The sequence below is a fragment of the Gordonibacter sp. 28C genome, assembly GCF_003339845.1.
GTDB lineage: Bacteria > Actinomycetota > Coriobacteriia > Coriobacteriales > Eggerthellaceae > Gordonibacter.
Window position 1 is genome coordinate 92,401 of the sequence record NZ_PPTR01000010.1, and the last position, 24,338, is coordinate 116,738.

Below are 24,338 nucleotides of genomic sequence, written 5' to 3' on the forward strand. Positions count from 1 at the left end.
GTTAGCAAAAGATTAAGCGACTCAAAATTTTCATAGCTACTTCTCTCTTGCGTTGCATGCGCTATGCTGTGCGGAGGGAGAAAGGACGCCGCATGGCCCGCAAGCGCAAACTCGAGAAGGATATCCGCTGCCCGCTGGAGTACGGGCTGGACGTGTTCGGCGGCAAGTGGAAGTCGCGCATCGTGTGCGTGCTCTCCGACGGGCCGTTGCGCTACAGCGCCGTGCGCAGCGAGATGGCCAATGTGACCGACGCCGCCCTGGCGGGCGCGCTCAAGGAGCTGGCGGAGCAGGGCCTCGTGCAGCGCATCCAATACGAGGAGATCCCCCCGCGCGTGGAATACCGGCTGACCGAGAAGGGCCGGTCGCTGCTGCCCGTGCTGCAGCACATCTGCCAATGGTCGGGTTCGTTCTTCAAGGAGGAGAGCTCGCTCGAACTGGCCCGCTGCCAGCGCTGCGACTACCGACCGTAGAACGCCGGCCGATGCGTCTTCCCTGGTGAAAGCTGCTTTAAAAAAGTTGAGCCGCTCTAGTTTTCGCGGACGCCTTTCCAACGTTGGCGGGATTTTCTATACTTCAGAGCAGAGACGAGGCGGGAAAGCGACTTCGCACGCGCCCGCCTCGAAAGTTCGACGGCAGGGACGACCCGGCCGTCGAGCCGCAGGATCCATCGGACGGCATTCGCAAGGCAGGTGATCGCATGGCAGAAGCATCGACCCCGACGACGCACGGCGCCGCGCCCGGCAACCCTGCCGGGGAGGCGGAGCGGAAGGCCGCCGCGCCGAAGCCTCAGCGCAAGAACTTCCCCTCCCGCAGCGACAAGGAGGCCTATGCGGCCTGGCTCAAGGAGCTGGAGGCTCCCGACCGCTCGAACTGCCGAGCTTGATAGCCCCTGCGGCATCGGTCGATGCCGACGAGAAAAGGCTCCAACCCCTCTGTAATGGTTTTCCCGACCCCTCGGTGCAACTTTTTCGAACCTGTGATGGCTCGGCAGGTTCTGTTGAGGTCCGCTGTCGAACATGCGCGAACGTTTGCCCAGCTCGCGTTTTCCGGCTTCCTTTCGAAAACCCTTACGAGCCATCACAAGCTCGATTTTTTTGCACGGCATGCCCGATTCGCCGCAAGCCCGGCGTTCCTCCGCCGCTGAACCGGCATCGGAGCAAGCCCGCCGTCCGCGAAAGCTGATCGGGTGCGCGAGGACGCCGCACAGGCGGGCTGGCGTTAGCCGGCAAAGCCGTCGGGCACCGGCCCGCCGGCTTTGCCGCACAGGCGCGGACGCGCAGCAGGAAACCGCGGGTCGCGAGGCATCCTCGGCATCGGCGCTGCGCATATGCGCGCGAGGCGCGCTGAAAGGCCCCTTTGCAGGGCGGTTCGTCAGGCGCGCTGGTCGATGCGCGTGACGGACACGATGCGCAGAAGCTCGTCCGGGGCACAGAGAGACGCCTGCTGCCCGTCGGCGGGAGGAACCGCGGCGATCGCGGCGGCGGCGCCGGAGGGAGCCTCCGCGAGCCCCTCCCCCGCGGCGTTGTACGCGTCCACGCAGGCACGCAGCAGCACGTCGGGGCGCAGGGAGCCCGTGGGCTTCGCTTCGAGCGTGAACGTGGCCACGGCGCCGGCCACCCGCATCTCCCCCACCAGGAAGTCAGACACGCGCAGCACCTTCTCCTTCTTCTTGCGTACGACGATCACCTCGTCGGGCACGGGCAGCGCGGCGGGCGCGCAGGACAGCAGCGCGCGATAGGTGCTCAGCGGGTACGCTACGGAGGCGGCGGGCTCGCCGGGCTCGATGTAGCGGCAGTCCTTCACCATGAGGTCGGGCGGGCTCGCCGCCTGCAGGGCCTCCAAGGCCCCCTCGGGAGACACGTAGCGGGTGAGCTGCAGGTCGAACACCTCGTGCAGGCCGCCCACCCCCACGGGAAGCGCCGCTCCGAAGGCGATCTTCATATGCGGCGAGAACCCCTGGCTGATGGCGAACGGAAGCCCCGCGCGGCGCACGGTTCGCTCGAGCGCGCGGGCCACTTCCAGGTGCGACAGCAGCGCCAGGCGCCCCTGCTTGCAAAACGTCGCCCGCAGGCGGAAGTTGCGGGGATCAGACATGGGGGGCCTCCTGTTCCTCGACGGCCGCAGGTGCCGTGCGGGGTGCGGCCAGCTCGTTGTCGACGCCGAGGGAGGGGCAGGCGCCGCACGCCGAGCACGTGCCGAACGTGCAGTCGGGCGTCGTGCGGTCCTCGTCGGCCAAACGGCGCTCCCGCGCCAGGAAGCGCGCAGACACGCCTGTGGAGATGTGCGCCCATGGCATGACGCGGTCCGTGGGGTAGCTCGTCTGCGCGACGGCCTCGGGGTCGATGCCCACCTCGTCGGCGGCCGCGCGCCACGCCTGGCCGTCGAAGCACTCCGTCCACGCGTCGAAGCGCGCGCCGCGCCGCCAGGCGGCCTCGACCCACGCGGCGGCCTCGCGTCCGCCCCTGCTCATGACGGCCTCCACGAAGCTCGTGGACGGATCGTGCCAGTGCACGTCCACGGCCTTGTGCTTCACGCTGCGGCGCAGGATGCCCACGCGGCGCAGCGCCTCCTCGGGCGTTATCTGGCCGTCCCACTGGAACGGCGTCTGGGCCTTCGGCACGAACAGGGCCACCGACACGCTCACTCGCACGTTGCCGCGCTGGTCGGGCGCCACGGCGGCCTTCGCGCGGTCGTAGGCGCGGCTCGCCAGGCTGGCGATGCCCTTGATGTCGTCGTCGGTCTCGGTGGGCAGGCCTATCATGAAGTACAGCTTGCACCGGCGCCACCCGGCCGCGAAGGCCGCGTCCAGCGCACCGAACAGGTCATCCTCGGTCACGTTCTTGTTGATGACGTCGCGCAGGCGCTGCGTGCCGGCCTCGGGCGCGAACGTGAGGCCGCCCTTCTTCTGGCCCGCCACGAGCCCGGCCATGTCCACGCCGAACGCGTCGAGGCGCTGCGAGGGCACCGATATGCGCACGCCCTTGCCCTCGCAGGCGTGGTTGAGGCGCGTGAGGATGTCGGCAATCTGGGAGTGGTCGGTGGACGAGAGCGACGTCAGGCTCACCTCGTCGTATCCCGTGTTGGCGAGCCCCGCCAGCACGGACGTGACCACGTTGTCGGCCGATCGCTCGCGCACGGGGCGGTACATCATGCCGGCCTGGCAGAAGCGGCAGCCGCGGGCGCAGCCGCGCAGGATCTCGACGTTCAAGCGGTCGTGCACCACTTCCGTGAAGGGCACGATGCACGGCTCCCAGCCCGGGCTCTGGGCGAAGCCCTCGAACAGGCGCTTGTCGATGCGCGCAGGCAGGCCCGGCTCAACCGGGTCGATCCACGTGCCCGCCTCCTGGGCCTCCGCCTCGTCGCGCCAGCGGTAGAGCGACGGCACGTACCAGCCCGGCTCGTCCGCGAGCGCCCGCAGGATGGCGCCGCGCGGCGCGCCCTCGGCGCGCAGACGGCGGATGAGGGCGAGCGCCTCGGGCACGGCCTCCTCGCCCTCGCCAATGCTCACGGCGTCGAAGAACGGCGCGTAGGGCTCGGGGTTGTAGGCGCAGGGGCCGCCGCCCAGCACGAGCGGGTCGTCCTCGGCGCGCACGTCCGCGCGCAGCGGGATGCCGGCCAGATCGAGCGTTTCCAGCACGTTGGTGGCCGCCAGCTCGTGCGGCAGCGTGATGCCCACCGCGTCGAACTCGGCCACGGGAGCGCAGCTTTCGATGGAGAACAGCGGCAGGCCCTCGGCGCGCATGCGATCGCAGAACGCGGGCGCGGGCAGGAACGCGCGCTCGGCGGCCATGCCCTCGGCGGCGTTCACCGCGTTCACCAGGATGCGCACGGCCTGGTTCGCCTGACCCAGCTCGTACGTGTCGGGGTACACCATGCAGAAGCGGAAGTCCGCGTCGGGCTTGTACACGCAGCCCCATTCGCGGTTGATGTAGCGCGCGGGACGCTCCGCATCGCCGAGCAGCGCCTCGAGGCGCGGCCAGAGATCCGTCATCGGATTCGACCTTCTTTCGTTAGAATCCGCGCGCTAGCGCGCGGCGGGACGCGCGCCCTTGAGGCGCGAACGGGCGGCGTCGGCCACGGAGCGCGCGGCGCTCTTGGCCACCTCCGGCGCGTCGACGCCTGCCGCCTGGGCACCCGCCCGCACCACCGACGAGGCGAACGGCACGGCGGAGGTGGCGGCGCGCCCTGCGGCGCCCTTGACCTTGGTCGCGGCCGAGCGGGCGGCGCCGGCCACGCGCGCGGCCCCCTGCCGGGGCTCGGCGACGGACGCGGACGACACGCCGTCGCCCCGCACGACCTCGCGGGCGTCCTCCGCCAGCTCCACGGCCTTGTCGCGGGCACGGGCGACCACGCCCGCCAAACCGGAGATGCTGCCGCCCTCCTCGAAGTACTCGATGGCGGCGCGGCCCATGGCCTGGGTGCCCGTGTAGCCGATGGCGGCCTTCACGGCCCAGCCGAGCGCCGGCACGAACGCCACCACCTGGCGCGCTGCCGAGCGCAGCGCGAACGCGCCGCCCACCACGGCGGCCAGCTCCTTCACGCGCTCCATGCCCATGGGCTCGCCGTAGGCGGCGGCTATCTGCAGCAGCATCTTCGCCTGGTTGAGCGTCATGATGGGCATGTCGGCGCCGGGAATGAACACCACGAGGCCGATGCCGGCGTTCTGCACGGACGTGGCGTTCACGGCGTCCACGGACAGGGGACGGCGCACGAAGGGGAACGCCAGCGCGAACGCCAGGCGCTTGTCGTGGCACGCGGCGATGATCCACTCGCCCATGCGGCGGTCGAGGGCGGCCGCGGCGCGCTCGTCGAGCGCGTAGGGCTCGCCGACCTCGTCCGCAGGCGCACCTGCCGCGTCGGCGCCCGCCTTGGCGGGCAGCGCGCGGGAAGGACGCGGCGGCGCGGGGGGCGCAACCACGTCGGCGTGCGGGATGGGGTGGCCTTCGGACCGGGCGATCTCTTGCACGAGCGCGGGCATGGTGGTGGCCACCATGACGGGCACGCCGGCGGCGCGCAGCTCGTCGGCGTGGGCGCCCACCTCGGGCAGGAACCCTGCCACGATGACGGCCATGTCGTCTCCGGAATACGGCGCGAACGGACGGCCGTCGAGGTACGTCATGGACACCCGCGCATGCGGGCTCGCGCTGGCGAACGCGCCGCGCACGCGCGCGACCACGTCGCCCGGAGCGCTCTCGTCGATGTACACGCTCACCGACAACGGCGTGGTGCGCGCCTCGTCGATGTTCGTCGCCTCGTCGATGACCGCCTTGACGTCAACGGGTATTTGCATAGCCGCCCTTCTTTCCGGTCGCAGTGTTATGGGCCCATACCGAGCCGACGAGGCCCAGCATGATGAAGTTCATTATCGTGCCCGTCGAGCCGTAGCTCATGAACGGCAGGGGTATGCCCGTGATGGGCATGAGCCCGCAGGTCATGCCAATGTTCTCAAGTATCTGGAACAGCCACATGCCAACGACGCACATGACGATGAGCAGGCCGAACAGATCGCCGGCGGAACCGGCTATGCGGAAGCTTACCAAAACCAGGGCCACGTACAGCGCCAGCAGCACCGCTACACCGAAAAACCCGAGTTCCTCGGCCAGCACGCAGAAGATGAAGTCGGTGGGCGCCTCGGGAAGGATGCCCAGCGCGTGCTGGGAGCCCTGCAGGTACCCCTGGCCGAACAGGCCGCCCGAGCCGATGGCGATCTGGGCCTGCTTGAGGTTGTAGCCGTCGCCCGTGGGGTCGAGCTCGGGATCCAGGAACACGAGCAGGCGGCTGCGCTGGTACTCCTTGAGCAGCTTGTACTCGCCCGTCGAGTTCTTGACGACCTCGTCGAGAGCGAACACGCACGCCACGGCCACGATGCCCGCCGCCAGCGTGACGAGCAGGAACTTCGGCCGTGCCCCGCCCACCACGAGCGCCACGGCGCCGATGAACAGGTACACGAGGCCCGTGCCCAGGTCGGGCTGCGTCATGATGCACAGAAACGGGATGAGCATGATGCCGAGCGCCTTGCAGTACTCGCGCACGTCGTCGAGCTTGCCACCGTAGCGCGCCATGACGCTCGCGTCGAGCAGGATGACGGTGATCTTCGCGAACTCGCCGGGCTGAACCTGCGGGAGCGGACCCAGCTTGATCCACGACTGGGAGCCCATGCCCGCATCGGTGCCGAGGCCCGGGATGTGCGGCAAGAGGATGAGCACGACGTTCACGATGAGGAACAGCGTGGTGAACTCCGACAGGCGCCGGTAGTCGAAACGCCAGAGCAGGATCATGACCACGGCGCCCACCGCCACCAAGGCGGCTTGGCGCGAGAAGCTGTAATCGGGGTCGCCTTGAACGGCCGAGTACACCACCACCAGGCCGTAGCCCGCGAGCAGCGCCACCACCACGATGAGCGGCAGGTTCAGCGAGGGGAACCTGCGCGAGCGCGTGGCGTCGACGACGGCCTTGTCGGGCATCTTCACCGAATGTATCTGCGGCGGCTGCGCCATGGTGCCTCCTCCCTAATCCGTTCGCCCGGCGGAACCGGACGTCTTGAGTTCCTGCGACTTGCCCGTGGATCCGGCGACGGCGGCCACGTCGGTGAGCTCTCCCGCATCGGCTGCGAGCGCGGCGGCCAGCACCTCGATACCCAAAGGCGCGCCCACGGCCGAGCCGCCGCCGCCCTGCTCCACGACGCACGACACGACGAACTTCGGGTCGTCGTAGGGCGCGTAGCAGGCGAACCACGCGTAGTCCTCCTTGCCGGACACCTCGCCCGTACCCGTTTTGCAGGCCACGGTGGCGGGGTCGAGGCCGAACCGGTTGAACAGCGTGACGAGCTCGGCATTGTCGGTGGACACGCCCCGAAGCGCGTCGCGCATGATGGCCAGGTTCTCGGGCTTCACATCGGGCGTGCCGGTGACCACGGGCTCAAAGGAGGCCGCCGCGCCGCCATCGCCGTTGCGCACCTCTTTGAGCAGGTGCGGTTTCATGAGGTTGCCGGTGGCGATGGCCCCGTAGGCCACGGCTATCTGGATGGGGGTCACGAGCACGTCGCCCTGGCCGATGGCCATGTTCGTGTTGAAGCCGCCCTTCCACACCGCTTCCGAGGGATAGTCCCTGAAATGCTCGGCACGCCACTCCGGCGTGGGGATGCGGCCCGTCTCCTCGATGGCGCCCAGGTCGATGCCCGTCGTCTTGCCGAAGCCGTACTTCGCGATCTCGTCCTGCATGGCGGTGTCGCTGATGGAGCCGCCTTGGCTTTTGCTAGCCTGGAAGAACTGCTTGCCGATATCGTAGAACACGACGTCGCACGAGTTGGTGACGCCGCCGCGGAAATCGAGGATCCCATGGCCGTTGTGGTTCCAGCACAGCTGCGGCTGACCGGTGTCGAAACCGTCCCACGAACCCCCGCAGTCCCACGTCCTCTTCGTGTCGGCGAACCCGTAGGCCAGCGCCGCCAAGCCCGTGAAGGCCTTGTACGTTGACGCGGCCGGGTACGTGCCCGAAACCGCGCGGTTGAGCATGGGGTGGTACGACTCGTCGGTGTTGAACAGGTCCCAGGTGTCCTGCGAGATCGATCCCGTGAACGTCTCGGGCGAGAACGTGGGATAGCTCGACAGCGCCACGACGCCGCCGTCCCGCACGTCCATGACCACCACGGCCCCGGCGCAGCCCTTGCCCGTGCCGATGACGCCGTTCTCGGGCGCGATGAGCGCGGCCAGCGCGCGGTCGCACACGTACTGCACGGGCGCCTTGATGGTGAGGTACACGTCGGATCCGCGGGAGGGCTGCGTCTCGCTGGCCACCTCCTGCACGTTGCCCTGCGCGTCGGCCACGACCGTGCGCTGGCCGTGGTCGCCCGCGAGCAGGTCGTCGTAGACGCTCTCGATGCCCGCCTTTCCAACCGTGTCGCCGAGCTCGATCTCGCGGCCGTCGGGAACGGAGGCGAGGTCAGTTTCGTCCACGGCGCCCGTGTAGCCAACGGCGTGCGCCGCGAGCGCGCCGTAGGGGTAGTCGCGCACCGTGCGCGTCTGCACGGCCACGCCGGGGAACGCGTCGGCGTGCTCGGATATGAAGGCCACGTCGCGCAGGCGCACGTCGCTCGCCACCACGCGCTGGCTCTGCGCGCCCGACGTGGCGTCCTGGATGCGCTGGCGCACCACGTTGTACGGGATGCCCAGCACGGTGGACAGGCGCTGCACCACGTCGCGGTCGTCGGCCACGTCGGCGTCGGCCAGCACGGTGAGCGACGAGCGGTTCTTCACGATGGCCACGCCGTCGGCGTCGTAGATGTAGCCGCGCGGCGCGGGCGTGGGCACGACGGTGAACTTGTTCTTCTGGGCGGCGCTCGCGTACGATTCCGACGACAGCACCTGCATGCTCCACAGCTTCGCGCCCAGCGACCCGAAGATGGCGGCCGCGAGCACGCCCATGGCCAGGAAGCGGGACTTGAGCCCCTCGGAGGCCGCCTTCGACGCGGGCTGCGACGAGCTCACGCGCGGGGCCGAGGCGCCGCCGCCCGCGCGGTGGCCGCCCTTGCCCAGCGACGAGGACACGCCCACGTTGCCCACGGAGCGCACGTCCTTCTTCTGGCCGGCGTAAGGCGTCTTCGTGCGGCTGCGCACGACGAGCACCACGACGATGAGGACGATGGCCGCCACGAGCGTGACGGCGGCTGCGATGAGGGCGGCGATCATGAGGCGGCCCCTAGCGCAAGCGCGGCGTGCCGGGTTGGGCCGGGGCGGCGCCAGCGAGGACGCGCGCGGCAAGCGGGTAGAGCACGAGCCCGATCACGCAGTCGTACAGCGCGCACGGCAGCGCGCGGTACACGAACGCGTCGAGGGCGCTGGCGTCGAAGCCCAGCGCGAGCAAGAACGCGCCGTAGAGCGCCTCCACGAGCACGGTGGCCGCCACGAAGATGACGAGCGGCATGAACAGCGTGTCGTTGTCGAGCACGACGAAGGCCCGCGAAGCTAAAAACGCCACGAGCACGAGCAGGAACGCCATAGCCCCCACAGGCCCGCCGGACACCAGGTCGAACACGAGTCCCAGCACGAACGGAAGCACGGGGCCGGCCGTTCCCGGACGCACGATGGCCACGAGCAGCACGTAGGCCACCACGAAGTTCGGCATGGCCGAGAACAGGGCGATGTTGGGAGCCACGACGATCTGCAGGATCACCGCCACCACGGCGCCCACCGCAACCGCCACGCTGTCGCGCGTCACGTTCATGCCTCGTCGCCTCCTTCCCCGTCTCCGCCGTCGGTCGTTCCGGAATCGGCCGCCTGCCCGCCCGCCTGCGGCGTCGCGCCCAGCGCGCCCTCGGAGTTCAGGCCCTTGACCACGATCACCTCCGAAAGCGAGGCGGCTTTGTCGTTCGGCGTGACCACGATGCGGCCCGTGGCGTTGCCCTTGTCGGCGTCCACCCGCACCACCGTGCCGATGATAAGGCCGCGCACGTAGCTGCCGCCCAGACCCGACGTCACGATCACGTCGCCCACCTGGGGCATGTAGGCCTCGTCCACGTCCTCAAGGTACAGCAGGCCCTCGAGCGAGCCGCGCACGATGCCCTCGCCGCGGTTCGATTGGATGATGGCCGCCGCGCCCGACTGCGAGTCGGTGAGCAGGCGCACCTCGGAGGTGCGCGCGTCGGCCTTCTTCACCTGGCCGACGACGCCGGTCGACCCCATGACGGTCATGCCGCTCTCCACGCCGTCGTCCGTGCCTGCGTCGATGGTCACGGTCTGGTTGTACGCCTCGATGCTCTTGCCCACCACGCGCGCCGCCACGCCGTCGATATCGTACGTCTGCTTCATGTCGAGCAGCTCCTGCAGGCGCTCGGCCTCCAGCTTGTACTCGTCGGCTTCGGCGAGCCGCTTGCGCAGCGCCTCGTTGCTCTCGCGCAGGCCGGAGAGCGTCGACTCGTCGGCCGTGAGGTTCTCGACGCCCTCGCCGGCGGACGACACGCCCGCGTCGACCGCGGCGCCCGCGAACTTGAAGGGCGCGGCCACGGCCGCCGCGGCGCCCTGCACCGTGTGCAGCGGCCCGTTCTCGCCCTCGCGCGCGTACAGCGTGGCAAGGGCCAGGGAGGCCGCGAGCAATACGACGAGCAGCACCCGCTTCGCCGATGCCGATCCGCTCTGTTGGAAGTTGAGGGCCATGCGGTGAGGGGCGCTGCCTTACTTCGACCGCATGAGCGTCTGCTTGAGCGCCGTGGGCGTCTCGAGCACCTTCAGGCACCCGGTGACGACGTTCGTGAGGGCCGTCTCGCTCACCCACACCGGAATCTCCAGCTTGTCGGTGAGGTAGCGGTCCAGGCCCGAGAGCAGGCCGCCGCCGCCCGTGAGCAGGATGCCGTTCTGGATGATGTCGGACGCGAGGTCCGGGTTCGTCTTCTTGAACGTCTCCTTGATGTGGATGACCATCTCCTCGCACGGGCCGATGAGCGCCGCGCGCACGTCCTCGGACTGGATGGTCACCTCCTTCGGCTGTTCGGTGATGACGTCCTGGCCCGAGATGATCATGTCGCGCTCGCGGCCGTCCTCGAACGGCAGGATGGAGCCGATCTTGATCTTGATGATCTCGGCCGTGCGCTCGCCGATCTTGATGCCCAGAAGGTCGCGCAGGTGCATGGCGATGGCCTCGTCCATGCGGTTGCCAGCCAGGCGCAGCGACGAGGACGTCACGATGCCGCCGAGCGATATGACGGCCACTTCCGTAGTGCCGCCGCCGATGTCCACCACCATGGAGCCCGTGGGCTCGGTGACGGGCAGGTCGGCGCCCATGGCCGCGGCCATGGGCTCCTCGATGAGGTAGGCCTGGCGCGCGCCGGCCTGGATGGCGGCCTCGAACACCGCGCGCTTCTCCACCGAGGTGGCGCCGCACGGGATGCAGATGACGATGCGGGGCTTGGCCTGCCAGGGGTACTTGCGCACGGCGGCCTTGTTGATGAACGCCGACAGCATGGCCTCGGTCACGTCGTAGTCGGCGATGACGCCGTCTTTGAGCGGATGCTCGGCCGAGAACGCCTCGGGCGTGTGGTTGATCATGTTCTTCGCCTCATGGCCCACCGCGAGCACGCGGTGCGTGCTCTTCTCGATGGCCACGACGGAGGGCTCGTTGATGACGATGCCCTCGCCCGTGATGGCGACCAGTGTATTGGCAGTCCCGAGGTCGATGGCCATATCCGTGGACATTTGGCCGGTCAGCCCGGAGAACGCGTCTAAAAAGGACATAGAGGCAAACCCCTTGAGTCTCGATTCCAAGTAAACACGCATTCTAGCACAGGCGTTGCTTCGCCGTGGAAAATCCACGAGGGGCACACCCGGCCCGGTGGCCGGTGCGAACGGCCCTCAGGCGCGCCTCGCGTCGGCCTCGAAGCGGCTCATGAGCTCCTGCTTGTCGTGGACGTCCAGCTTCGCGTACACGCGCTTGACGTGCGCCCACACGGTGTTCTCGGAGATGACGAGCTCCTCGGCGATGAAGCGGGCCGAGCGCCCGCGCGCCAGATATCCCAGTATCTCGGTTTCGCGCTTCGTCAGCCCGTACGTCTCGGCGTAGCGCCCGAGGCAGCGCTCGAACGCGGCCTCGGCCTCGCGGGGCGCCGGTTCGGGGGACGCCGCCCCGGTAGGCGCCTCTTCGCGCGGAGGTTCCGCGTCGGCGCGGCCGCGCCGCAGCACCACCATGAGCACGACGGCCAGCGGGTAGATGGCGGCGAACGCCAGCAGCGTGAGCAGCGACAGCCCGTAGTCGGCCGACACCGCACCGAGGCCCATGCCTATGGCCAGCCCCACGAGCAGAAACAGGCTCGAAGCCACCATGTACAGGCTGGTAAGGAGGTAGCTCGACACGCCCAGGCGCCGCGACTGCTCGACGATGAACAGCAAGAACACCATGCCGCACACGTCGTAGCACGTGATCATGACCGTGCCCGCCACCGGCCCCAGGAAGCCGCCCAGAAACGGCAGCAGCGACAAGATGACCAGCATGCAGGGGAAGCACACCTTGTACACCGACACGGGGTCGAGCCGCTGCACCATGAGCATGGCGACGAGCGCCGTGATGGCCGTGGACGCCGCCAGCGGCACGCCCATGTTCACGTCGCCCACGATGTGCTCGAACGACGACCCCAGAACGGAGGTGTGCAGGATGCCCACCACGCCCACCACCACGGCCAGGCACAAATACGCGTGGAACAGCGTGAAGCGGTCCTTGCGGTCGGCCACGAGCACCCGGCTCTCGGGCGGCGGGCCCAGGCGGCCCTTCGCCCAGGCGAGCACCGCGGCCGACACGAGCAGAAACGCCACGGACACCACCGCCGTGGGCAGCGCCGGCACCAGCAGCAGAAGCGACGCGAGCACCGCCTGCACGATGAGCGCGCACACGATCTGCACGATGGCCGCCGACGTGTCGCCTTCGGCGGCGAACGCCTCGAGCCACGCCGCCATGAGCACGGTGAGCGCGTAGCCGCACAGCCCCCCGAGCAGCAGCGTGGCCGCCCAGGCGGGAAGGCCCGACAGGACCCCGGTCGACCCCAGCAGGAAGCCCGCGCACAGCGCGACGAGGGCGGGCGTCTGGCGCAGGCTCCACGGGGCGATCCTCCCCGCCCGCACGAGCGCGATGACGACGACGGCGGTGACGATGGTGGCCGAGGTCATGGCGAACATGAACCCGAGCTGCGAGACGAACCCGACCGAGGTGGAAACCGACCCCATGGCCGTGATATAGGCGAGCGACGTCGCCGTCTTGCACAGGCCGAAGCCCGCCGCCAGCGCGACGGAGAGCAGGGCCGCATCCTTCGTGCGCATAAGCATCCAACCTCCCGGACCCATTGTAAACGTTCGAGGAGGCGTTCGCGGCGTCAACCGCGATCCGAAACCTTTCGACGAATGCAACCGCAAGCTTTTCATCAGGCGCTTTGCAGAAGATAACCGATAATCGGTGATCCGTCGGACGCGCGCCGACGCGAAGTTCGCCGATTATCGGTCACGACAAGGGCGCCCCGGGAGCCCATACTGGCCGCAGGGTTCGGGCAAGGCGCGACGGCTCGCGCAGGACCCGGAGCACGATCGATTCGGATCACGGAGGGAGATCGACATGGAACTTGACCGCAGGAGCTTTTTGAAGGGGTCGCTTGCGTTCGGCGGCGCGGCCGCGCTCGGGCTGGCCGGATGCGCCGCGCCCAAGCAGGCCGACAGCGCCAAGAAGGACCAGGAGGGCGAGGCGAAGAAGAGCGTGCCGGACAGCTTCACCGACGGCAAATGGGTGGGCTCGTCCATGGGCCACGACGACGAGCTGTTCGTGGAGGTGACCGTGGCGCAGGGCGACCTCGCCGGCGTGCGCGTGCTGCGCTGCGACGACACCATCGGCATCGGCTCGGTGGCCGCGCCGCTCATGGCCGCGAAGATACTCGAGTCCAAGAACCTGGACGTGGACGCCGTCTCGGGCGCCACGACCACGTCGATGGCCGTGCAGAACGCCGTGAAGGACGCCATCGAGAGCGCCGGCGGCAAGGCGAAGGACTTTTCAAAGGGCGCCGTCGCTCCCGCCGGAGGCGCCGCCCAGACCGCCGACGTGGACGTGGCGTTCATGGGCGCCGGAACCGCCGGCCTCGTGGCCGCCACGCGGCTGCTCGAAGCCGGGAAGACGGTCATCCTGTTCGAGAAGCAGGACATCGCGGGCGGCTCCATGCCCATGACCTACTCGGGCGTGGCCGCCGCCGAGTCCCAGCTGCAGACGAACTACGCGCTCGGGCGCATGGACGACAACCCCATGTACAACAAGCAGGGCATGCTCGGCGTCATGCAGAAGTACCTGGTGCCGGAAAACGACCGCTTCGGCGGCGCCATGCCCTACCAGACGGCCATGTACTCGAACTCGGGGCAGCTCGTTGACTGGATGCACGACATGGGCGTCGGCTTCTACAGCCTGGGCGTGAACAAGGCCTACGGCGTGACGCCGTATCTGGCCCCCGGCTGCTACATGGGCGGCTGCGGCTACGCCAAGGAGTTCCTGGTCGACCGCATCGGCGCGCTGGGCGGCCAGATAGTCTACGGCACGAAGGTGACCGAGCTCGTGCAGGGCGCCGACGGTCGCGTGAGCGGCCTGGTGGCCGAGGGCAAGGACGGCTCGACCTGGACCGTCTCGGCCAAGGCCGTGTGCCTCACCTCGGGCGGCTTCGCGGCGAACCAGGACATGATCAAGCAGTACTACCCGCAGTACGCCGACCACAAGTTCAACTGCGCGCCCGGCTCCACGGGCGACGGCATCGAGCTGGGGCTCGCGGCGGGCGGCGCCGTGGAGTGCATGGGCCGCGAGCTGGGAGCGTTTTTGTCCACCACGAACCAGGCCGGCTCGAACTTCGAGATAGCCTTCCTGTACCAGACCACGCCCGGCATCATCGTGAACGCCTCGGGCAAGCAGTTCGGCAACCTCATGTCCGACAACCACGGCATGTTGGGACGCGGCCTCGTGGACGAGGCCAACGGCGGCAAGTTCTTCTACATCACCGACGAGTCGGGCCGCATCACCACGAACAAGAACGAAGCCTACGCCATGGACACGTACAAGTGCCTGGAGCATCGCGGCGACATGGTGCACTACGACTCCGTCGAGGAGGCGGCCGAGAAGCTGGGGCTGCCCGATCTGGCGGCCACCATCGAGACGCACAACGCCCATGCGCTGGCCGGCGAGCCCGACGAGTTCAAGCGCAAGAACCTGCCCTACCTCGACACGCACGACGGCGTCTGGGTCGTGTCCTGCATACCCACGTTCTACCTGACCACGGGCGGCCTCGCCATCGACACGGCCGGGCACGTGCAGAAAGAGGACGGCACGGCGGTGCCCGGGCTGTACGCCGCCGGCGACGTGTGCGGCTCCATCGAGGAGAAGGACGGACGCCCCTACGCCATGGGCTTCGACGCCGCCATGAACTACGGCTACCTCATGGCCGAGACGGTGAAGGGCGAGATCTAACCGAAACGACCCCCTCCCGCCGAACCTCCCCTTCCTTCCCGGCGGGAGGACCTCCCACGCAGGGGCGGCCGCGCGATGCGCGGCCGCCCCTGCTGCTTTTTCGAGAACGACGAGCTACCAATCCACCACCGCCCAATCAATGGAAGAAAACCGAGCGTTCGGGTCGGTGCGCTGGTCGACCGTAGGGGCGCTCTCCAGAGCGCCCGTTCGCGCGCAAGCGCGAAAACCGCCGCCCAGGTTGGCGCTAGTAAGCCAGCGAGGCCCGCCCTCGTGCCCGAGATCGTGGGGATGGCGGGGGCGAAGCGTACTTCGGTACGCGAGCCTCCGGGATCGCATGAAGATCGGGCGCGAGGGGGCCTCGCAGCATCGGCTCGTTCCGGCGGCCGGCAGGCCGCCGGAACCTAATGAACGCTGCAGCTGAGACAGGGGTCGTAGGCGCGCACGAGCTTCTCTATCTCCATGCGCACGGCGTCCTCCCCCGCCCCTTCCGCCACGAGCTGCTCGGCCAGAAGGCGCATGTCGGCCTCGAGGTTCGCCACGTTCTGGGCCGTGGGCGTCATGATGGACGCGTGCACGACGCGACCCTCGTCGTCGAACTCCAGATCGTGGAACAGCGCGCCGCGCGGAGCCTCGGTGAAGCCCACGCCGCGCCCGGCCTTGACCTCGAATTCCACGGGCTCGCTCGAGCCTTCCACGCCGCCCGGCTCGGCCAGCGCGCGGCAGATGCCCGCGCAGCGGTCGAGCGCGTCCACCAGCTCGACGGCCTGGGCCACGTTGTTCATGAAGGGGTTGCGCTCCGGCGGGCGCAGGCCCGCCTTGGCGGCGGCGACCTTGGCGTTCTGTCCCAGATGCTGCCACGAGGCGTTGATGCGCGCGAGCGCGCCCGTGAAGAAGGGCGACCCCGTCTCGCGCACGCGGGCCAGCAGCGCCGCGGAGTGCGGCATCTCGTACTCCTCCAGGTGCGCGGCCACGTCGTTCGCGTCGAACTCGATGCCGGCGTCCAGGAAGCGCGCCGTGTTTGAATCCTCCACCGGATAGTAGTCGGGCTCCACCATGGCCAGCATGTCGCCCGCCGTGGTTATGCTCGGCACGGGGAAGCCGGCGAACAGGTCCACGGCCGCCGCCGCGAACGCGGCAGCCTCGTCCATCTTGTCGGCCAGCGCGAGGTACTCCCCCGCCTCCAGTTCATGGGTGAAACCGCCCGTCACGGCCGTGATGGGATGGATGCTGCGGCCGCCCACCTTCGTGCACAGCTCGTTGCCGAGGGCCTTCAGGCCCAGCGCCCTGTCGAACAGCTCCGGATCGGTCTCGGCCAGCGGGAACACGCTCTTCTGGCCCACGAAGTCGGGCGCGGCCAGCACGAACAGGTGCGTCGCGTGGTTCTGCAGGTACGAGCCGTACACCAGAAGCTCTCGCAGGGCGTTCGTGCGGGGCGTGACCTGCACGCCGAAGGCGCGCTCGATGGCCTTGAGGTCGGTGACCACGTGGCTGGCCGAGCAGATGCCGCAGATGCGCGAGGAGATGTAGGACACCTCGCGGTAGCTGCGGCCGCGCACCATGCTCTCGAACAGGCGCGCCGGCTCCACCACGTTCATCTCCACGGTCTTCACGATGCCGTCCTCGATGACCACGTGCACGTTGCCGTGGCCTTCGATGCGGGCGATGTGGTCTACGTGTATAGCGGTTTTCGTCATGCTCGTTTCCTCACTCGCTCGTCTGCAGGGCGGGGTTCACTTGGTTGAACATCTCGAGCGCCTTGTCGAAGTCCGCCACCGAAACGCCGTAGCGCTCGCACGCCTCGCGCGCCGAGGGCAGGTTCGCGTCGGGCGACAGGCCGCGGCAGCCGTTGCAGGGCCGCCCCAGGTTCACGCAGCGCGCACCGCATCCGGCACGCGTCACCAGGCCCAGGCACAGCTGCTGCTTGCCGAAGAAGCAGCTCGTCTCGTTGCGCTTGCAGTCGCCGCACATCGTGCGCGTGGGCACCGCCTTGTTCGAGCCGTACAGCGCGCGCTGGAGCACGTCGACGAAGTCGAGCGAGTCCACCGGGCACGTGCGCACCTCGAAGTCCACGTCGATCACGGCCTGCACGGGGCGCGGCGCTATCATCTCGCCGCAAGCCGCGGGCACGTGGTCGTACACCTGCGCGGGGCGCTCGAGGAAACCCGCCGCCGCCATGCCGGGTATGCCCGCCGTGGTGGCGCACGCGCCGATGGTTATGACGACGCCGGCTCGCTCGCGCAGCTGCCGCACGGTCGCCTCGGCCTCCTCGGTGGTCACGGCACCCTCGATGACGGCCACGTCGAACTCCTCGGGCATGGGGTCGCTCGAAGCCAGCTGCCAGTAGCGCAGGTCGATCTGGCCGAGCACGTCCAACAGGTGCGCCTCGACGTTCGTGATCTGCAGCTGGCAGCCGAAGCAGCTGGCCAGCCCCACCACCACGACGCGCGGCGTCGCCGGTTTCTCTTGACAGGCTATGCAGTATCCGCTCATATCACATCGACCCCTGAATGTTCTTGGCTTCCCAGTAGTTGAACACGGGCCCGTCGATGCACACGTACTGGTGCCCGATCTGGCAGTGTCCGCACTTGCCCATGCCGCACTTCATGTGCCGCTCGAAGCTCACGTAGATATGGTCGTAGCTGATGCCCTTCTTGCGCATCTCGTCGATGGCGAAGCGGTACATGACCGGCGGGCCGCACAGCGCCCCGTACGTGTTCGAGGCGTCGATCTCCAGATGCTCGAACGGCTTGGTGACCAGGCCCACCTCGCCGTCCCAGGTGTCGTCGGGATGGTCGACGGTCAGGTAGAGGTCGAAGTCCTTGCGGTGGCGCCACATCTCGAACTGCTGGCGGAACATCACCTCGGAGGGGTTCTTCGACCCGTAGATAATGGTGACCTTGCCGAATTCGGAGCGCTCGTCGTGGATGTTGTTGATGAGCGAGCGCAAAGGCGCGATGCCGAGGCCGCCCGCCACGAGCAGGATGTCGTGGCCCTTCATGTCCTCGATGGGGAAGCCGCGGCCGAACGGCCCGCGCAGCCCCACGATGTCGCCGCACTGCATCTCGTGCAGCACGTCGGTGAACGCGCCCGTGCGGCGCACGCACAGCTCGATGAACCCGCGCTTGGTGGGCGAGCTCGATATGGAGATGGGCGCCTCGCCCACGCCGAAGATGCTCACCTCGACGAACTGGCCGGGCTCGTGGTGGAACGCGTCGCGGATGCGGTCGTCGATAAGGCGGAACTCGAACAGCTTCTCCGTGGCCGTCAAGTCCACGATGGACGTGATGCGGGCCGGCCAGGGCCGGTACGGGTTGGCCGCCATCATCTCGTCGCCCGTCAGCACCGCGGGCTCCTCATGGAACGGCCGCACCTGGACGGTGGAAACCGCGCAGCTACTCGGCATCGTCGGCCCCCTTCCTCTCGAAGAACCTCAGCACCTCGATGGGGTTGATGTTCGCCTTGCACGCCGTCACGCAGCGCCCGCAGCCCACGCAGAGCATGCGGTCGTGGTTCGCCAAAAAGCCGTTGAGCTTGTGGTACATGCGGTGCCGCACGCGGTTGCGCCCGTCGGCGCGGAAGTTGTGCCCGCCGGCAACCTGGGCGAACTGCGGCGACGTGCACGAATCCCACGTGCGCTCGCGTCGTCCCGTCTTGCCGTCGGGATCGAGCGTGTCCTGGATGTCGAAGCAGAAGCAGGTGGGGCACACGGCGGAGCACGCCGTGCAGGCCAGGCAGCGCCCGCCCAGCTCCTCCCAGTAGGGGTCTTTGTGGAACGCGTCCATGAGCATGGCGACGTCCTGGATGTCGGGGATCTCGCCGTTGAAGGCGTCTTGCCGGCGCCGCGTGGCGTGTCGGAACTCGATGCGGTCCTCGTCGGTGGCCACGCGCGGGTTGCACGCCGCCTCCAGGATGTTCGCCGCCTCCACGCTGGATATGCTCACCAGGTACTTGTCGCCCAGGTCCTGCAGGAACAAATCGTAGCCGAAGCGCGCCTCGTCGGCGCCCCACAGGTTGCAGAAGCACGTGGCGTCGGGCGTGCAGCTCACGCCCACGATGAGCGTGGCCTTGCGCCGCGCCACGTAGTACGGGTCGGGATAGCGACCGTCGCGGAACACCAGGTCGAGCCGGTTCAGCGCGTTGATGTCGCAGGCGTGGGCGCCGAAGATGACGCGCGGGGTGATCTCGGCCGCGAAAGCCGCCACCTCGTTGTCGCGCGCGTCGAAGGGGAACAGCGTCTCGGTGGGCGGAAGGAAGTACTTCTTGGGCGATGAGACGGTCGTGTCGTAGCCCAGCTCGATGTCGTCGAACGATTCCACGGCCTCGAACACGTAGCTCCGGTCACGCTTGACCGGAGCTACCACTTCGTAGGTTTCCATGAACGCCGACACGAGCGAGGGAAGTTCGGAGGCATCGATGACGCGATACAGCATGCTCTCGTCCTTTTCTCGTCTGGTGACCTGCCAATGTGCAACAGCGTACTCGCCCGATGGGCTGGCAAGGAGAACTATTCAAAGAAGATGCCGATTTCTCGCTCAGCGGACTCGGGGCTGTCGGAGCCGTGAATGACGTTCTCGTCCATGATGAGGCCGAAGTCGCCGCGAATCGTGCCGGGGGCGGCTTCCGCCGGGTTCGTGGCGCCCATGAGCGAGCGGCACTTCGCCACCGCGCCCTCGCCGGACACGACCATCTTCACCACGGGGCCGCTGGTGATGTAGGAGATGAGGCCCTCGTAGAACGGCTTGCCCTCGTGCTCGGCGTAGTTGGCCTTCGCCTGCTCGTCGGTGACCATGCCCAGCTCCATGCGCTCGACGGTCAGGCCCGCGCGCTCGAAGCGGTTGACGATCTCGCCGATGTGGCCGTTGCGCACGCCGTCGGGCTTGATCATGGTGTAGGTCTTCTGCACTGCCATGTGGTTCCCTTTCTCTCTTTGGTATGTTGTCATCCTGAGCATTCGACAGCCCGGTGGGCTGTCGAACCCCTGCGCCGCGAAGCGGAAGCGCAGGGAGGCGTTTGGGGCGGCCGCCCCTGCGGCGGAGTCGAAGGATCCCGTGCGGCGCACTAGCGCGAACGGCCTATCGGCCCGCACGGGATCCTTCGACTCCGGTCGCTTCGCCCCCTGCGCTCAGGATGACAAAAAACAGCGGCGCGAACACGCCGCTGTTTTTTGTCAATTTTGGCTCGGGAAGTAGAGCTCGACGCTCGAGATCTTCCAGCCCACCATGTCGCGCACGAGCGACACCTTGTACTGCACGTCGCCGCCCTCGGCGGTCTTGGCCGTCACGTACACGGTGGAATCGCTCATGGACTTGTCCACGCCGTTGATGGAGGGGTTCGCGTCGGCCACGAGCGGCTCCACCATGGTCTTGGCCTTGTCGGCGTCGACCTCTTTCGCGAACACGGTGGAAGCGGCCGCGTCGGGGTCGGCGAACAGCTCTTTGACCACGGTGTCCTGCGTCGGGTAGCCCCAGCCCTGCGTGTACAGGAACACGGCCGCGCCGAACGCCACCAGCACCAGCAGCACGACGAACACGAGCACCTTGAGCCCCACGTTGCGGCGCTTGCGGTCCTGCTTGGCCAGGCCCTTCGACCATTTCTCCAGCTCTTCGTCGCTCGCGTTGAAGAAGTGGTCGCCCGCCTCGGTGCCGGCGTACGGCTGCTCCCCGTACGCGTCGGCGTAGTAGTAGGGGTCCTGCTGCCCGTAGGCGTAGGCGCCCTCGTCGGGGTACATGGACATGGGGGCGCCGTCGGCCGCCACGTCCAAGCCGGACATGTCGGCGGCGGCCACGGCCGGTATGACCTGCGTGATCTCGGACGTGCCCTGGGCCACGGCCGCGATGGCGCGCTGGTAGTCGACGCTCGCGGAGTCCGACAGGTAGTACGTCTTGTCGGCGATGGACTGCTCGAAGGCGTTCACGGCCTTCTGCATCTGGCCGCACGCCACGTAGGCCTGCCCGAGGTTCGCGTAGAGCTTGTTCTTCGTGTCGGGCTGCATGCCGAACTGCAGGGCGCTCTCGTAGGACGCCACGGCGTCGGCCGGACGGTCGAGCGCCATGAAGCACACGCCCAGGTTCAGCAGCGCCTTCGTGGGGTCGGGGTTGCCCTCGTCCAGCGCGGCCTCGCGGAACGCCACGCCCGCCTCGGCGGACTTGCCCAGCTTCAAAAGCGCGTTGCCCATGCCGCTGTAGGCCTTGTAGGGCGTGTCGTACTTGGCATCCGACACGGCGATCTCGAAGTGCTTGACCGCGTCCTCGTAGTCGTGCAGCGCCGCGTAGGCCATGCCCAAGTTGTAGTTCACCGCGCCGCACGCGTCGTAGGACGCGTCGGCCGTGGCCTGCGTGTAGGCGTGGATGGCCTCGTTGCAGTCTTTGAGCTTGACAAGGCAGTTGCCTATCTGGTGATAGAGCAGCCCCATCTCGCCCGGAGCGAGCGGATGGCTTCCATCCTGCAAGCACTGCGTGAACGCCTGGAGGGCGCCCTCGTAGTCCTTGGCGGCGTAAGCCGCGCGGGCTTGCTGGAATAGGTCGTTGTTCATCTGCTTCCTTACGTTTGGTTGAGGGCGCCCGATACGCGGGCGCCCCGCGCGCTATTCAGCGGCGTTCTCGATCTCGATGTGCTCGATCACATCGCCCACGCGCAGCTCGCCGATGACGTCGAGGCCCTCGATCGTGTCGCCGAACACCGTGTAGCCCGAGTCGAGCATGGGCTGGTCGCCCAGGCAGAAGTAGAACTGCGACCCGGCCGAGTTCGGATCCTGCGAGCGGGCCATGGCCAGCGTGCCGTCGTTGTGCTCGTTGTGGGGGTTCGTGGTGTACTCCTCTTTGATGGAGTAGCCCGGACCGCCGGTGCCGAGGCCCGCGAAGGGGCTCTTGGCCTTGGCGATGACGTCCTGCGTGGACAGCTCGCGCGTGTTCGGGCAGCCGCCCTGGATGACGAAGCCCGGCACGTAGCGGTGGAACTTCAGGTTGTCGTAGAAGCCCTTCTGCGCCAGCTCGACGAAGTTGCCCACGTGGATGGGGGCGTCCGCGCCGTGGAGCTGCACGCGGATCGTGCCCTTGGACGTGGTGATGACGGCGATCTCGTCGCCGGTCGGCTGGTATTCGGGCGTGTACTGCGCCATGATGGCTCCTTTTCCTCACTGCTTTTATGTCACCGCGCGCGCCGGGTCCGCCCGGCTGCGCCGCGTTGGCGAATTACCACATACGATTGAGAATTCTAGCAGGTAACATCTGCCGAAAGGGAAAAAACGTATAACATTCACGGGCTCGTTGAAGCCGCGCGAAAAGGGCTGAAACCGGCGCGGCCACGCGGCGACGTCCCGTTCCCCGCCTGGCGGCGGCCACGCGCCCGACAGCAGCCGGGGCGGAGCTGCGCGAGCGCGCGCGACGAAACCCCGCATGCAGCCGCGGCGTCCTATTCCCGCTCGAACACGCTGGCAACCTCCACGTGGTACGTTTGGGGAAACAGGTCGACCGGCTGGACGCGGGCCAGGCGGTAGCCGCTTTCCTCGAAGCGCTCGACGTCGCGCGCCCAGGTGGCGGGGTTGCAGCTCACGTAGGCCACGCGCTCGGGGGCGGCCGCGGCGATGCTCTCCACCACGCCGTCGGCCAGACCGGCGCGCGGCGGGTCGACCACGAGGGCGTCCAGCTCGCCCAGCTCCGGCAGCTCGCGCGCCGCGTCGCCGCCCACGACCTCGACGTCCACGCCGTTCATGTCGGCGTTGCGGCGCAAATCGCGCACCGAGGAGCCCGCCGATTCGATGGCGACGACGTCGGCGCCCGCCTGCGCGAGCGGCACGGAGAACGTGCCGCCGCCGGCGTACAGGTCGGCCACGAGCAGCTCGTCGAGCCCCTCGGGGCCGTCCTCCCCCACGCGTCCGCCCAAACCCGCCACGACCTCGGCCACCAGCTTCTCGGCCTGCGCGGTGTTCACCTGGAAAAACGACGGAGCGCTCGTCAGGAAGCGCGCGCCGGCCAGCTCCTCGCCCCAACAGCCCTTGCCGTCGAGCGTTTCCACTCCCTTGATCTTGCGCGCCTTTCCAGGATCGGCCAGCACGCGCACGATGCTCGTGGCCTTGAGCGCGCTCTTGAGCGTGTTGGTCACGTGGCCGCGCGGGAAGGATCCCGGCTTCGTCCACAGCGCCACCTCCACGTCGCGCGTGCGCACGCTGCCGCGCACCCCCACGCGGAAGATGCCCAGGTCCTGAGACCCCTGGGCGAACCGGAGCGCACCGCGCAGGGCCTTGGGAGCGCGCTCGATGGGCTTGGCGGCCACGGGGCAGCTGTCGGGCGTGGCGATGTCGTGCGTGCCCTCGCGGTGGAACCCCAGCATGAACGCTCCGCGCTCGTCGAAACGCGCGCCCAGTTCGAGCTTGTTGCGGTAGCCCCACTGCCGCTTGCTCGGCACGCACGGGCGCACGAGGTCCTCCGCGCGCTCCTGCTCGAAGTGCGCCGTGCGCACGAGCGCCGCCACGACGTTGCCGCGCTTCGCGTCCAGCTGCGCGTCGTAGGACAGGTGCGCCCACGGGCACCCCCCGCACAGCGACGCGTGCGGGCAGGCCGGTTCGGCGCGCAGGCCCGACGGATCGTCGAGCCTCACAAGGCGCGCGCGGGCGAACGCCTGCTTCTCCTCCACGACCTCGACGACGGCGACGTCGCCCGGCGCGCCACCCTCCACGAATACGGTTTTCCCGTTGTCGAGGCGGCCGACCGCCTCGGAGCCGTAGCCCATACGGTCGATGGTGATGGCTTGTTCCATGTTCGTGAGATTTCCTTGCATTGTTTTTCCGATTTCAACCATCATAGCGTATAATCTTCCCCCGTGCCCTTGTAGCTCAGGGGATAGAGCGTCTGCCTCCGGAGCAGAAAGCCGCAGGTTCGAATCCTGTCAAGGGCACCAGCAAGAACACCGAGGCCGGGCGCATGCCCGGCCTTTTCCGTCGGCGCCCCCTACTCGATGTCGGAGAGTATCTCGCCGGGCTCGTCGCCGGCGTCGAGGAATATCTTGCGGGTGACGAAGTTCCACACCATGACGATGAACGTGGCGCCGATCTTGACGATGAGGTAGTGCACGCCCAGAAGCTCCACGCCCGCCCACATGCAGGCGTTGTTGATGAGCAGGCCGATGACCGACAGCACGACGAAGATGACGAACTCGCGGCGGCGGCTCATGCCCTCCTTGTGCTTGAACACGTAGCGCATGGACGCCGCGTAGTTGAACACGACGGACACGGTGAACGAGACGGTGGCGCTCACCAGGTAGTTGACGCCGAACACCTCGGTGAGCAGCGCGAGCAGCCCGTAGTCGATGACGAACGCGACGACGCCCACCACGCCGAACTTCATGATCTGAGCGATGAGCTTCTTCACGTCCGCGCC

Annotated in this window: 21 protein-coding genes and 1 tRNA gene; 4 read left to right on the forward strand and 18 right to left on the reverse strand. The window is 68.2% G+C overall.

All coding sequences use genetic code 11. From position 1 onward, the window contains the following. The first annotated feature begins 92 nt into the window (after positions 1–92). Complete coding sequence (locus C1878_RS12380; protein WP_114601932.1) at positions 93–470, forward strand: helix-turn-helix domain-containing protein; 378 nt, start codon at positions 93–95, stop codon at positions 468–470. Between the two features lie 227 nt (positions 471–697). Next, positions 698–883 (forward strand): hypothetical protein, encoded by a 186-nt coding sequence (locus tag C1878_RS12385; RefSeq protein WP_114601933.1) that lies wholly within the window; start codon positions 698–700, stop codon positions 881–883. Between the two features lie 488 nt (positions 884–1,371). Here the strand turns inward: C1878_RS12385 and C1878_RS12390 are convergent, their stop codons facing one another. From C1878_RS12390 to C1878_RS12430, 9 genes are all read right to left on the reverse strand, one after another. Further along, entirely contained in the window at positions 1,372–2,094 is a 723-nt protein-coding gene (locus C1878_RS12390) for a TIGR03936 family radical SAM-associated protein (RefSeq protein ID WP_114601934.1), read from the reverse strand. After that, positions 2,087–3,991 carry a TIGR03960 family B12-binding radical SAM protein gene (locus C1878_RS12395; RefSeq protein ID WP_114601935.1) on the reverse strand — a complete coding sequence of 635 codons (1,905 nt, stop codon included), beginning with the start codon at positions 3,989–3,991 and terminating at the stop codon, positions 2,087–2,089. Before C1878_RS12395 ends, C1878_RS12390 begins: the two co-directional genes overlap by 8 nt. Positions 3,992–4,024: 33 nt before the next feature. After that, on the reverse strand, positions 4,025–5,290 hold the full coding sequence (locus tag C1878_RS12400) for a hypothetical protein (protein ID WP_241963728.1): 1,266 nt from the start codon (positions 5,288–5,290) through the stop codon (positions 4,025–4,027). Further along, the gene (gene rodA / locus C1878_RS12405) at positions 5,274–6,497 is read right to left on the reverse strand and encodes a rod shape-determining protein RodA (protein ID WP_114601936.1); all 1,224 of its coding nucleotides are present in this window, start codon (positions 6,495–6,497) and stop codon (positions 5,274–5,276) included. Before rodA ends, C1878_RS12400 begins: the two co-directional genes overlap by 17 nt. Before the next feature lie 12 nt (positions 6,498–6,509). Next, positions 6,510–8,687 (reverse strand): penicillin-binding protein 2, encoded by a 2,178-nt coding sequence (mrdA, locus tag C1878_RS12410; RefSeq protein WP_114601937.1) that lies wholly within the window; start codon positions 8,685–8,687, stop codon positions 6,510–6,512. Between the two features lie 10 nt (positions 8,688–8,697). Further along, positions 8,698–9,222, reverse strand: a complete 525-nt coding sequence (gene mreD, locus C1878_RS12415; RefSeq protein ID WP_114601938.1) for a rod shape-determining protein MreD — start codon at positions 9,220–9,222, stop codon at positions 8,698–8,700. Next, on the reverse strand, positions 9,219–10,151 hold the full coding sequence (gene mreC, locus C1878_RS12420; protein WP_114601939.1) for a rod shape-determining protein MreC: 933 nt from the start codon (positions 10,149–10,151) through the stop codon (positions 9,219–9,221). The genes mreD and mreC overlap by 4 nt, the downstream gene beginning before the upstream one ends. An 18-nt stretch (positions 10,152–10,169) precedes the next feature. Next, positions 10,170–11,225: a rod shape-determining protein gene (locus C1878_RS12425; RefSeq protein ID WP_080142680.1), complete on the reverse strand. Its 1,056-nt coding sequence runs from the start codon at positions 11,223–11,225 to the stop codon at positions 10,170–10,172. Between the two features lie 117 nt (positions 11,226–11,342). Beyond that, on the reverse strand, positions 11,343–12,797 hold the full coding sequence (locus C1878_RS12430) for a helix-turn-helix transcriptional regulator (RefSeq protein WP_114601940.1): 1,455 nt from the start codon (positions 12,795–12,797) through the stop codon (positions 11,343–11,345). 289 nt (positions 12,798–13,086) lie between these two features. On the opposite strand from C1878_RS12430, the gene C1878_RS12435 reads away from it, so the two are divergent. Further along, positions 13,087–14,964, forward strand: coding sequence for an FAD-binding protein (locus tag C1878_RS12435; RefSeq protein WP_114601941.1), 1,878 nt, complete (start codon positions 13,087–13,089; stop codon positions 14,962–14,964). 401 nt (positions 14,965–15,365) lie between these two features. Here the strand turns inward: C1878_RS12435 and C1878_RS12440 are convergent, their stop codons facing one another. The 8 genes from C1878_RS12440 to rlmD all read right to left on the reverse strand — a co-directional run bounded on the left by C1878_RS12440 (position 15,366) and on the right by rlmD (position 23,718). Further along, the gene (locus tag C1878_RS12440; RefSeq protein ID WP_114601942.1) at positions 15,366–16,658 is read right to left on the reverse strand and encodes a Ni/Fe hydrogenase subunit alpha; all 1,293 of its coding nucleotides are present in this window, start codon (positions 16,656–16,658) and stop codon (positions 15,366–15,368) included. 10 nt (positions 16,659–16,668) lie between these two features. Beyond that, positions 16,669–17,454, reverse strand: a complete 786-nt coding sequence (locus tag C1878_RS12445; protein ID WP_114601943.1) for an NADH:ubiquinone oxidoreductase — start codon at positions 17,452–17,454, stop codon at positions 16,669–16,671. Between the two features lies 1 nt (position 17,455). Then, positions 17,456–18,367 carry an FAD/NAD(P)-binding protein gene (locus C1878_RS12450; RefSeq protein WP_114601944.1) on the reverse strand — a complete coding sequence of 304 codons (912 nt, stop codon included), beginning with the start codon at positions 18,365–18,367 and terminating at the stop codon, positions 17,456–17,458. After that, complete coding sequence (locus C1878_RS12455; RefSeq protein ID WP_114601945.1) at positions 18,357–19,394, reverse strand: 4Fe-4S dicluster domain-containing protein; 1,038 nt, start codon at positions 19,392–19,394, stop codon at positions 18,357–18,359. Before C1878_RS12455 ends, C1878_RS12450 begins: the two co-directional genes overlap by 11 nt. A gap of 74 nt (positions 19,395–19,468) precedes the next feature. After that, positions 19,469–19,873 (reverse strand): nucleoside-diphosphate kinase, encoded by a 405-nt coding sequence (ndk, locus tag C1878_RS12460; RefSeq protein WP_015539887.1) that lies wholly within the window; start codon positions 19,871–19,873, stop codon positions 19,469–19,471. A 258-nt stretch (positions 19,874–20,131) separates the two neighbouring features. Continuing rightward, positions 20,132–21,496 (reverse strand): tetratricopeptide repeat protein, encoded by a 1,365-nt coding sequence (locus tag C1878_RS12465; protein WP_114601946.1) that lies wholly within the window; start codon positions 21,494–21,496, stop codon positions 20,132–20,134. A 51-nt stretch (positions 21,497–21,547) separates the two neighbouring features. Beyond that, positions 21,548–22,081 carry a peptidylprolyl isomerase gene (locus C1878_RS12470; RefSeq protein WP_114601947.1) on the reverse strand — a complete coding sequence of 178 codons (534 nt, stop codon included), beginning with the start codon at positions 22,079–22,081 and terminating at the stop codon, positions 21,548–21,550. A 293-nt stretch (positions 22,082–22,374) separates the two neighbouring features. After that, positions 22,375–23,718: a 23S rRNA (uracil(1939)-C(5))-methyltransferase RlmD gene (rlmD, locus tag C1878_RS12475; protein WP_114601948.1), complete on the reverse strand. Its 1,344-nt coding sequence runs from the start codon at positions 23,716–23,718 to the stop codon at positions 22,375–22,377. Between the two features lie 65 nt (positions 23,719–23,783). Here rlmD and C1878_RS12480 point away from each other — a divergent pair. Beyond that, positions 23,784–23,859, forward strand: a tRNA-Arg gene (locus C1878_RS12480). Between the two features lie 50 nt (positions 23,860–23,909). Here C1878_RS12480 and C1878_RS12485 read toward each other — a convergent pair. Next, positions 23,910–24,329: a GtrA family protein gene (locus tag C1878_RS12485; protein ID WP_114601949.1), complete on the reverse strand. Its 420-nt coding sequence runs from the start codon at positions 24,327–24,329 to the stop codon at positions 23,910–23,912. Positions 24,330–24,338: the final 9 nt, after the last annotated feature.